The organism is Mesorhizobium sp. M2D.F.Ca.ET.226.01.1.1, from assembly GCF_004022705.2.
Taxonomy (GTDB): domain Bacteria; phylum Pseudomonadota; class Alphaproteobacteria; order Rhizobiales; family Rhizobiaceae; genus Mesorhizobium.
In genome coordinates, this window is the sequence record NZ_RZOY02000003.1 from 1 (window position 1) to 12,846 (window position 12,846).

The 12,846-nt window shown below is 62.7% G+C and carries 11 protein-coding genes; 5 read left to right on the forward strand and 6 right to left on the reverse strand.

What is annotated here, in order from left to right:
* Positions 1-294: 294 nt before the first annotated feature.
* From EN869_RS07395 to EN869_RS07405, 3 genes are all read right to left on the reverse strand, one after another.
* The gene (locus tag EN869_RS07395; RefSeq protein ID WP_127225977.1) at positions 295-906 is read right to left on the reverse strand and encodes a glutathione S-transferase family protein; all 612 of its coding nucleotides are present in this window, start codon (positions 904-906) and stop codon (positions 295-297) included.
* Between the two features lie 116 nt (positions 907-1,022).
* A complete protein-coding gene (locus EN869_RS07400; RefSeq protein WP_127225976.1) occupies positions 1,023-1,880 on the reverse strand; it encodes an EAL domain-containing protein in 858 nt (285 codons plus the stop codon).
* On the reverse strand, positions 1,877-2,779 hold the full coding sequence (locus EN869_RS07405) for an EAL domain-containing protein (protein ID WP_127225975.1): 903 nt from the start codon (positions 2,777-2,779) through the stop codon (positions 1,877-1,879). The genes EN869_RS07400 and EN869_RS07405 overlap by 4 nt, the downstream gene beginning before the upstream one ends.
* 200 nt (positions 2,780-2,979) lie before the next feature.
* Here EN869_RS07405 and EN869_RS07410 point away from each other — a divergent pair, with 200 nt between their 5' ends.
* The gene (locus tag EN869_RS07410) at positions 2,980-4,182 is read left to right on the forward strand and encodes a pyridoxal phosphate-dependent aminotransferase (RefSeq protein ID WP_127225974.1); all 1,203 of its coding nucleotides are present in this window, start codon (positions 2,980-2,982) and stop codon (positions 4,180-4,182) included.
* 63 nt (positions 4,183-4,245) lie between these two features.
* On the opposite strand, the gene EN869_RS07415 is transcribed toward EN869_RS07410, so the two are convergent.
* The gene (locus tag EN869_RS07415; protein WP_127225973.1) at positions 4,246-4,641 is read right to left on the reverse strand and encodes a cupin domain-containing protein; all 396 of its coding nucleotides are present in this window, start codon (positions 4,639-4,641) and stop codon (positions 4,246-4,248) included.
* 308 nt (positions 4,642-4,949) lie between these two features.
* Here EN869_RS07415 and EN869_RS07420 point away from each other — a divergent pair, with 308 nt between their 5' ends.
* From EN869_RS07420 to EN869_RS07430, 3 genes are all read left to right on the forward strand, one after another.
* Positions 4,950-6,479: an EAL domain-containing protein gene (locus tag EN869_RS07420; protein ID WP_127225972.1), complete on the forward strand. Its 1,530-nt coding sequence runs from the start codon at positions 4,950-4,952 to the stop codon at positions 6,477-6,479.
* Between the two features lie 219 nt (positions 6,480-6,698).
* A complete protein-coding gene (locus EN869_RS07425) occupies positions 6,699-8,747 on the forward strand; it encodes an elongation factor G (protein WP_127225971.1) in 2,049 nt (682 codons plus the stop codon).
* An 892-nt stretch (positions 8,748-9,639) separates the two neighbouring features.
* A complete protein-coding gene (locus tag EN869_RS07430; RefSeq protein ID WP_127225970.1) occupies positions 9,640-10,137 on the forward strand; it encodes an isoprenylcysteine carboxylmethyltransferase family protein in 498 nt (165 codons plus the stop codon).
* 6 nt (positions 10,138-10,143) lie between these two features.
* Here the strand turns inward: EN869_RS07430 and EN869_RS07435 are convergent, their stop codons facing one another.
* Together EN869_RS07435 and trxB are read right to left on the reverse strand one after the other, a co-directional pair.
* A complete protein-coding gene (locus tag EN869_RS07435) occupies positions 10,144-11,040 on the reverse strand; it encodes a LysR family transcriptional regulator (protein WP_127225969.1) in 897 nt (298 codons plus the stop codon).
* A gap of 72 nt (positions 11,041-11,112) precedes the next feature.
* A complete protein-coding gene (gene trxB / locus EN869_RS07440; protein WP_127225968.1) occupies positions 11,113-12,087 on the reverse strand; it encodes a thioredoxin-disulfide reductase in 975 nt (324 codons plus the stop codon).
* Positions 12,088-12,337: 250 nt separating this feature from the next.
* On the opposite strand from trxB, the gene EN869_RS07445 reads away from it, so the two are divergent.
* The gene (locus tag EN869_RS07445; RefSeq protein ID WP_127225967.1) at positions 12,338-12,814 is read left to right on the forward strand and encodes an Lrp/AsnC family transcriptional regulator; all 477 of its coding nucleotides are present in this window, start codon (positions 12,338-12,340) and stop codon (positions 12,812-12,814) included.
* Positions 12,815-12,846: the final 32 nt, after the last annotated feature.

Here is a 12,846-nt window from a genome sequence, read left to right on the forward strand (position 1 = left end):
CCCGCATCGCCAGAAACATCCTTCAGGCCGCAGATGCTGACAAAGTTCCAATCAGCCACCGCATCAAGAAATGCGCCTGGAATGACGACTATCTCATCCAGGCCCTAACCCATATGCGATAGCCCTGCCATTCACGGGGAGAAGTGCCCGGCAGGGCGATGAGGGGCCGCGCCAACGCTTCAGAACTGTCACTTTGGTTGACTTAGTAAGGCTGGCGCCGCCCCTCATCTGGCTGCCGCCATCGTCTCCCGGTGAACAGGGAGAAGGAAGCTGTCACCCGGACTTTCGCCTACGTCAGTTAGCCACCCACTCGATCGGCACGTGCCCTTCATCCACCTCGACCCGCTTAAGCCAGTCCACCACGGCCGGATAGGCGTCGAGCTGGAATCCGCCCATCTCGGCGGTGTGGGTGTAGGCGTACAGCGCGATATCGGCGACGCTATAGGCGCCACCGGCGAAAAATCTGTTCTTCTCCAGATGCTTGTTCATCACGCCGAGCGCCTTGTTCCCGCGCTCCAGCGTCTGCGCCAATCGTTCCGGCGTTGCGTCCTTGGCCCGTTCTGGGAATGTGAGCAGCGCCTTGCGCACCGCGATATAGGGCTCATGGCTGTATTGCTCGAAGAACAGCCATTGGTAAGCCAGCGCCCGCTCGTATTTGTCGGCCGGCAGAAAGCGCGTGCCTTCGGCGAGGTACAGCAGGATGGCGTTGCTCTCGGCGATGCGCCTGCCATCATCGAGCTCGAGCATCGGCACCATCGCGTTCGGATTCTTGGCGACGTAGTCAGGCCTGCGCGTCTCGCCGGTGTGCGAGCTCACTTCGACCCGGGTGAAGACAATGCCGAGCTTGGCCATCAACAGCCGCGGCTTGTAGCAATTGCCGCTATCCGCCATGTCGTAAAGGATCATGCCATCGCACCTCGCTGATCAGGGAGGCTCTAACGCGGCTGGGCGGGTCTCATCCAGTGATTTGTTTTTGCGAAGACCCATCAGCGGCGTTGATGCGTCTTCTTTCGGGTCAGGCATCAGCGGCGCTGATGCAGGGGCACCACGTTGTCGGCACCGAGCAGAGCGTCGATGGAAAGCGGTTCTTCCTTGAAGATCGTGCCGGCAAGCGCCGGCCGGGCAAGATAAAAACCCTGCAGCAGGTCGACGCCGCCCTCCAGCGCGACGCGCAAATGCTGGGCATGCTCGATGCCCTCGACCAGAACTTTGGCGCCGCGCTCGTGCAGCATCGCCACCAATGGCCGGAAGAAGCGTTCGGCGGCGGCATGCCGGCAGAGCTCGCCGAACCAGGCGCCGTCGATCTTGACGATGTCGGGCGCCAAGAGATTGATGCGCGCCTCGGTCGAATGTCCTGTGCCGAAATCATCGATGGCGATGCGGATACCGTCGCGCCGCATTTCGCGCACCAGGCTGGTGAGAACGTGGTCGTCCGCCGCCTGTTCGGTGATCTCGCAGACCAGCAGGCTGGGCTCCAGTTCAAAATCGCCGAGATGCCTTGTCATCAGTCGGATCTCGGCCAGCGCCCGCCCGAGATGATCGTTGATCATCGGGTTGTAGTTGAAGAACAGCGTCAGCCCCTCGACGCCGATGTTGCGATAATTGCCGAGATGCAGTATCCGGCACATCGTCTCGATAAACAGCCGGTCGGACGCTGGAATGCCGTCGAAGAAGGTCGAGGGAGCCACCGGCTGGGCAATGCGGCGCGGTTCGATCAGCCCCTCGACGGCGACCGCCCTGAGCGCCCTGCCCTGCGGCGCGAAGATCGGCTGGTAGGCGCTCCACAGCCGAAACTCGCCATAGATGCCGAACTGGAGACCGATCTCGTCGGCGAAGATCGCCTTGGCGACGTCGCGCCGCCTCTCGGGCTTGCCGCTCATGGCGCGACCTTGCGCCCGAACACCCTGGCCGGCCGCGCCTGCGGCGCCGGGGCCGCGGGGATGGCAGTGGCCGGCGCCTTGCTTGCTTCGGTCGCAGCTTGCGGAACGACCTTGCCGAAAACGCGAAAGCTGGTGGGGGCCGGTTCGGGCCGGGCAAGCACATAGCCTTGCACCATGGAGGCGCCGGACCGCTCGGCAAGCTCCAGCTGCCAGCCTTCCTCGATGCCTTCGAAGACGGTGCGGATGCCCTGGTTCTCGAAGCTGTGCACCATCGCCGTCAGCAAAGCGAAGCCCGGCCCGGACTCCATCAGATGGGTGATCCAATGCGCGTCGAATTTGACGATGTCGGGCTTGAGTTCCTTGATCCGGTTGATGTCCGACTCATCGGCGCCGTAGTCGTCCACCGCGATGCGGAAGCCATTGGCCCTCAACGCCTCGACAAAACCGTAGAGCGTTTCCTGCGAAGCTGACTTCTGCTCGGTGACCTCGCACACGATGCGGCGCGGATCGATGCCGGCTTCGTGCAGCACCAGCCGCATGTCGCGCAGCGCCTTGTCGGCGATGCTGCGATCGGTGAAGACCGACGGGTCGAAATTGACGAAGATGGACGCCTCTTCCGGCAGGCAGGCGCCGGCGTTGAGCAGATGCAGCGTGCGCGTCAGCGCCTCGATATGCAGCCGGTCGCCTGCCGGGCAGGTACCGAAAAATGCTCCCGGCGACTGCGGCTCGCCATCACGGAACGGCCGGATCAGCCCCTCGAACGCGGCGAGCGATAGCTTGCCATCCTTGAAGGCGAAGATCGGCTGGAACGCGCTCTGCAGCGTATAGATGCCCCAGACACCGGTGGAGGTGCCGTCATCACGACGGATGATATGGGCAAGCCCGATGCTGCGCGACAAAGGTCCCTCGCTCCGCGAAACCAGCGGAATTCAATCAGCCATCCTGCCAGCCAAGGGTTTACCGGCCGTTGATGAATTTAGTGTTGCCGCTCACGGCTCCTTGACCTCTGGCTCATCGCACAATGCTTGCGCTCGGCGCGATGATGCGACATGAGAGGCGCCGCGGCTGCTCCTGGCCGCTTCCTAGGAGACATTTTGTCATGGCCTTTCTTGCCGACGCCCTTTCCCGCGTTAAGCCTTCCGCGACCATCGCGGTGACGCAGAAAGCGCGCGAGCTGAAAAATGCCGGCCGTGACGTGATCGGCCTTGGCGCCGGCGAGCCGGACTTCGATACGCCCGACAACATCAAGAACGCGGCGATCGAAGCCATCCGCCGCGGCGAGACCAAGTACCCGCCAGTGTCCGGCATCGTGCCGCTGCGCGAGGCGATCGCGAAAAAATTCAAGCGCGAGAACAATCTCGACTACCGGCCGGAGCAGACCATCGTCGGCACGGGCGGCAAGCAGATCCTGTTCAACGCCTTCATGGCGACGCTGAACCCCGGCGACGAGGTCATCATCCCGCGTCCCTACTGGGTGAGCTATCCCGAAATGGTGGCGATCTGCGGCGGCACGTCTGTCTTCGCCGACACCTCGATCGATAACGGCTTCAAGCTGACGCCGGAGGTGCTGGAAAAGGCGATCACGCCGAAGACGAAATGGCTGTTGATGAACTCGCCGTCGAACCCATCGGGCGCCGCCTACACGGAGGCCGAGCTTCGGGCGCTGGCGGACGTGCTGCTTAAGCATCCGCATGTCTGGACGCTGACCGACGACATGTACGAGCACCTGACCTATGGCGACTTCGTCTTCAAGACCATCGCCGAGGTCGAGCCGAGCCTCTACGAGCGCACGCTGACCATGAACGGCGTGTCGAAAGCCTATGCCATGACCGGCTGGCGCATCGGCTATGCCGCCGGTCCGGTGCCGCTGATCAAGGCGATGGACATGATCCAGGGCCAGCAGACCTCCGGCGCCTGCACCATCGCGCAATGGGCTTCCGTCGAGGCGCTCAACGGCCCGCAGGATTTCATCGCCAGGAACAAGTCTATCTTTCAAGGGAGGCGCGACCTCGTCGTCTCGATGCTCAACCAAGCGCGGGGCATCTCCTGCCCCTCGCCCGAAGGCGCCTTCTACGTCTACCCGTCCTGCGCTGAGCTGATCGGCAAGAAGACCAAAACGGGCAAAGTGATCGACAATGACGAGGCCTTCTGCTCGGAACTGCTGGAGGCAGAGGGTGTCGCGGTGGTGTTCGGCTCGGCCTTTGGCCTCGGCCCGAACTTCCGCATCTCCTACGCCACGTCGGACGCCTTGCTGGAGGAAGCCTGCACGCGCATCCAGCGCTTCACCGCGTCGCTGACCTGATCGTCGCAAGGCCGCCAAACGAGAAACCCGGCTTGAGGCCGGGTTTTTTGTCGGGAGCCTGTCTCAACCGCCATATTGCTCGTCGGACACCTGCTCCAGCCAGTCGGCATGGACGCCGTCCAGCGCCTCCTGCATGGCGATATGGGTCATGGCGGTTTTCGATCCGGCGCCATGCCAGTGTTTCTCGCCCGGCGCGAAGGAAATGACATCCCCTGCCCTGATCGTTTGGATCGGCCCGCCCCAGGTCTGGGCAAGGCCTGCGCCGGCGGTGACATAGAGTGTCTGCCCAAGCGGATGCGTGTGCCAATGCGTGCGAGCGCCGGGCTCGAAACTGACCAGTGTCGCTCTGAGCCGCGCCGGCGCTTCTTTCTCGATGATCGGCGTCTGCAGCACCCGGCCGGTAAAATATGTCTCCGGCGCGATGATCGTCGGCACACTGCCGCACGCAATGATCTTCATCGTTTGATCCTCTAAATTGTTGGTCGAACAAAGGGCCGCGCGCGGCATCTCGGCAAGCAGTTTCATCCTATAGAGAAGTCGTTGCAACCGGCCTGAAGTCGTCTCCGAATGACAGCCTCATTCTCATGGTCGAGCGTTACGCGAATCGCTACATCAGCCTGTCTGAATATTGTCATAAATCGTTACTTTTTAACCATAAAAACGATGCCGCCATTCCGTGGCGAAAGAACAGGCTGAAGCAGAGGCGGCGCTCAGTGTTTTTTAACGGCTGAGGTCCTAGCCATGCCGCGTGCTCTGGGGGCGCGGACATGAGTATCTTGGCGACAATCAAGGATCATAGCGGCCGCATCTATCGCGGCATCCAGGCCTTGCTCGTAATGAGCATCGCCGCCACCGGGCTCGCCACCGTCGCGCTGACGGAGAACGCCTCCCGCGCCGGCGCACTGGCCATATCAGCGACATCGACCTTAATGGCGCTTCTGGTGTTGATGTACATGCGCTCCAGCGTCGTCCAGCGCCTGCAATCGGCGGAGGACGCCGAGGCCGAGAAGCACCGCTTTCTCACCGTCGATGCCATGACCGGCGCCATGACCCGGCGCTATTTCATCGAAGCCCTGCGCGACCGCCTGGGCGGCTTGCGCAACTGTCGCGAGGCGAGCCTGCTTCTGATCGACCTCGATCACTTCAAGCAGCTCAACGATACGTTCGGACATCAGTTCGGCGATCTGGCGCTGGCGTATCTGGTCGCGGAAGCGCAGCGCATCTTCGAAGACGGCGTCATCGGCCGGCTCGGCGGCGACGAATTCGGTGTCATGGTTCCGCACGGCGACGCCGCCCTCCTCAACAAGGACGTGCGCCGGCTGCTGGATGCGATGCGGGCCGGCAAGCGGCATGAAGGCAAGATCATTCCGCTGTCGATCTCGGTGGGCATCGCGCTTGCGCCGCTGCATGCTTCGAACGGCACCGAATTGATGCTGCTGGCCGACCTCGCGCTCTACGAAAGCAAGGCAGGCGGCCGCGGCCGCGTCACCGTTTTCGACGAGGAGATGCTGTCGGACAAACGCTATCGCCGGCTGGTCGAGCGCGAGCTGCGCGCCGCGATCTATCTTGGCGAGTTGGAACTGCATTACCAGCCGATCGTCGATCCCGACGGCTCGGTCGACGCGCTGGAAGGATTGATCCGCTGGCGTCATCCCGTGCGCAGCCTGATATCCCCAGCGGAATTCATCCCGATCGCCGAGCGCTCGACGCTGATCGACATGGTCGGCGAGTGGGTCTTCAAGCGCGCCTGTGCCGATATCGGGCATTTCCCCGGACGGCGCATCTCGATCAACGTCTCCGGCGAGCAGCTCAAGCGCGACGAGATCGTGACGATGTGCGACCGGGTCTTGCGCGAGACCGGCAGATCGGCCTCGCAGTTCATCATCGAGATCACCGAGACGGCGGCGACGGCCGCGACGCCCGAGGTGCTGCGGCGCCTGGAGGCACTGCGCGGCCTCGGCTTCCACATCGCGCTCGACGACTTCGGCACCGGACATTGCGGCTTCAACTATCTGAAGTCGCTGCCCATCGACTGCGTCAAGATCGACCGCTCCTATATCCGCAGCCTCGCCCATGACCAGGTGGCGCAGATCTTCGTTTCCGCACTTGCCCAGATCGCCCGCATCCAGGACATCGCCATCGTCGCCGAGGGTGTGGAAACCGCGGAGGAGTTTACCCTTGCCAGGACCGCCGGCTGCAGCCGCTTCCAGGGCTATTTCTTCGGCAAGCCGGCTCCCCGCGACAAGGCGAGCGCGTTGTGTGCCGCCGCCGACGAGCCCCTCGCCCTGACAGCCTGACGAAAAATACCGGCCTGACAAACCCAAGCCGGCGAACATCCTATTTTTCTTGCCCTCCCGGCAAACCCGTGTGACGATGGTTTTGGGAAGAGGTGAAAACCCCGCCCGCGACGGCCGAACAGGCCGGCCGCCGCTCTGCACAGGGTGCGATCGGACGCAAAAACCGGTTTCCACTTTTGCTGATCGCTCTCTTGGGAAACGCCTGAGTGGAGGTCAGCCATGGGTACTCGCGCCGGAGGACGACGCACGGGACCGAAATGCATCGCCATAGTCGGTCCCTTTGCAAGCGGTAAGACGACACTTCTCGAAGCAATACTCGCCCGCACGGGCGCCATTCCCCGCCAGAACCCCGTTTCATCGGGCAACACCGTTTCCGATCATTCGCCCGAGGCCCGCGCCCACGCCATGAGCGTCGAGGCGACCTTCGCCACCACCGATTTCATGGGCGAGCAGCTGACCTTCGTCGATTGCCCCGGCTCCATCGAATTCGCCTTCGAGGCCGAACCTGTGCTTGCCGCTTGCGACCTCGCGGTCGTCGTCGCCGAGGCCGACGAGAAGAAGATTCCGGCGCTGCAGCTGATCATGCGCAAGCTCGACGATCTCGCCATTCCCCGCATCCTGTTCCTCAACAAGGTCGACAAGGCGGTTGCGGGCGTGCGCGAGACCCTGAAGATGCTGCAGCCGGCAAGTTCCGTGCCGCTGCTGCTGCGCCAGATTCCGGTGCGCAAGGACGGCATCGTCATCGGCTCGATCGATCTGGCCTTGGAACGCGCCTACATCTACCGCGAATACGCCGAGAGCGAAGTGGCCGAAATTCCGGGCGACGACAAGGCGCGCGAACTGGAAGCGCGTTTCTCGATGCTGGAAACGCTCGCCGACCATGACGACCACCTGATGGAGCAGTTGCTTGAGGAGATCGAGCCGCCGAAGGATGCGATTTTCGACGATCTGTCGGCCGACCTGCGCGCCGGCGCGGTGACGCCGGTGCTGATCGGAACCGCCGAGAAGGGCAATGGCGTGCTGCGCCTGTTGAAAGCCATCCGCCATGATGCTCCGGATGTCGAGGCGACGAGGAAGCGCCTCGGCGCGCCGGACGGCCAGACGGTGGTGCAGGTGATGAAGACCATCCACACCGCGCATGGCGGCAAGCTTTCGGTGTCGCGCGTGCTTTCCGGCCAACTGGCCGACGCCGCCGAGCTTTACCTTTCCAACGGCGATACCGCGAAGGTCTCCGGCATCTACAGGATGCTCGGCAAGGACCAGTCGAAGCTGACTTCCGCCAAGGCGGGCGACACGGTCGCGCTCGGCAAGCTCGACAACGTCAAGACCGGACAGACGCTGAGCTCGGCCAAGGGCGGCATCCGGCCCCTGGTCGCGCTCGAGCCGCCGCAGCCCGTCTTTGCTTTCGCGCTTCGCCCCAAGGAGCGCAAGGACGAGGTCAAGATGTCGGCGGCCATTCAGCGGCTGGCCGAGGAAGACCCATCGCTCAGCCTGCGTCACAATCAGGACTCCGCCGAAACCGTCCTGTCGGGTCACGGTGAAATGCATCTGCGCGTGGTGCGCGAACGCCTCGAGGGCAAGAACCAGATCCCGATCGAGGGCCATACCCCGGCAGTGCCCTACCGGGAGACGATCCGAAAATCGGCGCAGCAGCGCGGCCGCCATAAGAAGCAGTCCGGCGGCCACGGCCAGTTCGGCGACGTGGTGATCGAGATCAAGCCTCTGCCGCGCGGCTCGGGCTTCCAGTTCTCCGACACCATCACCGGCGGCGTGGTTCCGAAGACCTATATCCAGTCGGTCGAGACGGGCATCCGCGACTATCTGAAGACGGGTCCGCTCGGCTTCCCGGTCGTCGATGTCGCCGTCAACCTGTCGGACGGCTCCTACCACGCGGTGGACTCCTCCGACATGGCCTTCCAGATGGCGGCGAAGCTGGCGATGAAGGAAGGCATGGCCGCCTGTTCGCCGGTCCTGCTGGAGCCTGTGATGAAGGTCGAGATCGTCACGCCCTCCGACGCCACCTCGAAGATCATCGCGCTGATCCCGCAGCGCCGCGGTCAGATCCTCGGCTATGACGCAAGGCCCGACTGGCCGGGCTGGGACGTCGTCGAGGCGACCATGCCGCAGGCGGAAATCGGTGACCTGATCATCGAGCTGCGCTCGGCCACGGCCGGCGTCGCCAGCTACAAGGCCACCTTCGACCACATGGCCGAGCTCACCGGCCGCCTCGCCGATGAGGCGATGAACGCCAACGGCAAGGCTGCCTAATGCATGTCGCCCAGAAGTGTGCAGCGGTTCTGGGACAACATGCATCAAAACAAAGGCTTAAAGCGCGTCGCCTGAAGTCGGTTCGGCGCAACGCGCTTTAAAGCAATTCCAGGAAAAGTGTGAGCGGTTTTCCGTCTGGAATTGCGTAAAAACAAGGAGACAGTGCGGTTCGCCGTTTCCGTGAAACGGTGAACCGCACTACAGGTCGGCGTGCCTGACCGACCTTGCTGTTGAAGATATGAAAACGGCGTCCGGATGATCCGGACGCCGTTCCTATTGCGGACCGTTTTCCTGGGAGGCAACGGCAGGTCCGCCGCATCCGGAAAAAATGGTTCGGACGCGGCGCTTGCCTGAGCCCGGTCATCCGAGTGATGCCCCCATCTCCCGAACCGACCAACCGCGTCCTATCATCTACTTAATCGATAGACTGCGTCCGTGACATGTTACCCGATGTTACATGTCACTGTTACGTGGTGGATTCAGTCGTTTTGTTCCCCGGCTCGAAGGCACGCAGGCAACAAAAAAGCCGGATCAATAAAGATCCGGCTGAGTTTGATTGGAAGTGCCGATTAGGGCTAACCTCCAGAGGGGAACACTCGAGGGCGCTAATGGGAGGAGAACGCGCCCTGGAGATGACACTATATATGTGCTCATCATGCCCAAGAAACAAGCATCTATTTTGCAACACACGCATGCAAAAAGACGCAGGCTGTGGTCCAACCTATTCCCGGTGCCCATAGGACCAGACAAAATCGCCGGGTTCCGGGCATTTCCGCGCCAAAAGCGACTGCTAAAATGCAAAATCGAGCCGATTTTGCTCGGAAATAAGCAAGTTGGCAAAATGATGCCGATTTCGGCAGGCCGAGTTTATTTTCACGGCAGGAGACCGATGATGCGGACTTTTTCAGCAATCGCCGGCAGCGCGCTGTTCCTTGTCGCAGCACCGGGCGTTGTCGCCGGGCTGGTGCCCTGGCTGCTGACCGACCATTATCGCAAACCGCTTTCGGCTGTGCCGGGCTTCGTGCCCGTAGGCTCGATTCTTGTGGTCGGAGCGGCCGCCATCCTGCTTCATGCCTTCGCCCGTTTTGCGCTGGAGGGCCTCGGCACGCCCGCTCCCGTGGCACCGACCGAGAAGCTGGTTGTCGGCGGCATCTACCGCCATGTGCGCAACCCAATGTATGTCGCTGTGCTGACGATCATCCTCGGCCAGGCTCTCATCTTTTCGAGCTGGGCGGTCCTGGTCTACGGCCTCATCGCCGCGGCGGCGATGATCTCCTTCGTCAAGCTCTACGAAGAGCCGACCCTCGCCAGCCGCTACGGCGCGGAATACGAAACCTACCGCCGCGCCGTTCCCGGCTGGCTGCCGCGGCTGACGCCATGGCGCGGATGATGCTGTTCAGTAAGACCAACTCCTCGCCTTCGCGATGACAAAGTCGCGAAAAACGTGCAGCTTCGCCTGGTTCTTCATCGCGTCGGGATAGGCGAAATAGGTGTCGAAGGACGGCACCTCGGTCTCCGGCAGCAGCTGCACCAGGTTCGAGTCCTTGTTGATCACATAGTCGGGCAGCATGGCGATGCCGGCGCCGCCCTGCACCGCCCGCTTGATCGACAGGATGTCGTTGATCTGCAGCGTCGGCACCCGCTGCGCGCCCTCGAAATCGCCGACCGTCTCAAGCCAGTTCAGCTCCGACAGATGCGAAGGCACCGGCACGCCGAAGGTGACGATGCGGTGGTTCCTGAGCTCAGCGATCGAGCCCGGCTTGCCGAATTTGGCGATATAGGACGGCGCCGCATAGAGATGGAAATGCACCGTGAACAGGCGGCGCTGAATAAGGTCCGGCTGCTGCGGCTGGCGCAGCCGAATGGCGCAATCGGCCTGGCGCATGGTGAGGTCGAGCTCCTCATTGGCGAGGATCAGCTGCAGACTGATCTCGGGATAGAGCTCGATGAATTCCTGCACGCGTTCGGTCAGCCAGCCGGCGCCCAGGCCCACCGTGGTCGTTACCCTGAGCACGCCCGACGGCCGGTCCTTGGTCTCGGTCAGCCGCGTTTTGATCGTCTCGAGCTTCATCAGCACGTCATGCGCCGTGCGGAACAGCATCTCGCCCTGCTCGGTCAGCACCAGGCCGCGCGCGTGACGGTGGAACAGCGCTACGCCGACGTCATGTTCCAGCGCGCTGACCTGCCGCGAGATTGCCGATTGCGACAGATGCAGCGTCTCGGCGGCATGGGTGAACGACCCAGCCTCCGCCGCTGCGTGAAATACGCGTAGCTTGTCCCAGTCCAGCGCCATGATTCCCCTCGCGTTGCCTTTGGCGTCTGAATGAAAAATCAGGCTTTTAAACGGCTTTTTTCAGCCGATTTATCATTCCGCGGCTTCGCGGTGAACCTCAATGCCCGCCAGATATTTTTCCGCTTCGAGCGCCGCCATGCAACCAAGCCCCGCCGCCGTCACCGCCTGGCGGTAGACATCGTCGGTGACGTCGCCCGCGGCGAACACGCCGGGCACGTCGGTGCGGGTCGAATCGGGCGCGGTCCACAGATAGCCGTTCGGCTTTTGCTTCAGCTTGCCTGCAAAGAGCTCGACCGCCGGCGCGTGGCCAATCGCCACGAACACGCCGTCAACGGGCAGCTTCGATTCCTGGCCGGTCACGACATTGCGCAGCGTCAGGCCTTCCACCGACGGCGGCAGCGGGGCCTTGCCCGGACGTCCGGTGATCTCGTCGACGACCGTGTCCCAGATGATGCGGACATTGTCCTTCTTGAGCAGCCGCTCGCGCAGGATGCGCTCGGCGCGGAAATCGCTGCGCCGATGGATGACGGTGACGCTCTTGGCGAGGTTCGACAGATAGAGCGCTTCCTCGACCGCGGAATTGCCCCCGCCGACCACCGCGACGTCCTTGCCGCGATAGAAGAAGCCGTCGCAGGTGGCACAGGCCGACACCCCGAAACCCATGAAGGTCTGCTCCGACGGAATGCCCAGCCACTTGGCCTGGGCGCCGGTGGCGATGATCAGCGCGTCCGCCGTGTAGACGGTGCCGGAATCGCCGGTGGCGCGGAACGGCCGCACATTGAGGTCGACCTCGGTGATGATGTCGTTGATGATGTCGGTGCCGACATGCTCGGCCTGCTTCAGCATCTGCTCCATCAGCCAGGGGCCCTGGATCGGATCGGCGAAGCCTGGATAGTTCTCGACATCGGTGGTGATCATCAGCTGGCCGCCCTGCTGCAGGCCGGCGACCAGCATCGGCTTCAGCATGGCGCGGGCGGCATAGACCGCCGCCGTATAGCCGGCCGGGCCGGAACCGATGATGAGAACGGGTGCGTGCTTGGTGTTCATGAAAAAAGTCCCCTGCGGCTCAAAGGCCGTGGTTTGTCGCGGTTAATGTAAGGGTTGCCAACCATGGCAGCAAGACGAACGGGCCGTCGTCCCCGGAAAGCTGCCATCAACAGGGTATTCGCGAAATCGCGACTTTTGTTACGCTTGAAATCTTACGCCTGAAAAATCGCCTCGCAGAGGGCTGGCGCGGACACAAAAGTCGTTTAATTACAAAATTGCGAAAGATTCTTGCGCAAGAGCTGAGACAGCCATGCCGCTCAAAGCCGACCTCGACGCCATCGACTGGAAGATCCTGCGCGAGCTTCAGAGCGACGGACGCATGACCAATGTCGAATTGTCGAGCCGTGTCGGCATCTCGGCGCCGCCTTGCCTGCGCCGCGTCAGGCGGCTGGAAGAGGCCGGCATCATCCGTGGTTACCGTGCGCTCTTGAACGCGCCGGCGCTCGGCATGGATGTCGTCGCCTTCTGCCTAATCGGCCTGCATCACCAGGCCGATGCCGAGCTCAAGACCTTCGCCGAGCGCACGCGCGGCTGGCCGATCGTGCGCGACGCCTGGATGGTGTCGGGCGAATCCGATTTCCTGCTGCATTGCGTGGCGAGCGACCTCGGCACCTTCCAGACCTTTGTCATAGAACAGCTGGCCTCGGCGCCCAACGTGGACACCGTGCGCACCGCGCTGACCATCCGCCGGGTCAAGGATGAGGGGTTGGTAGCCTTCCCGACTTAATGTGCCGCCTTTCGGAACCCCTGCAGAAACAA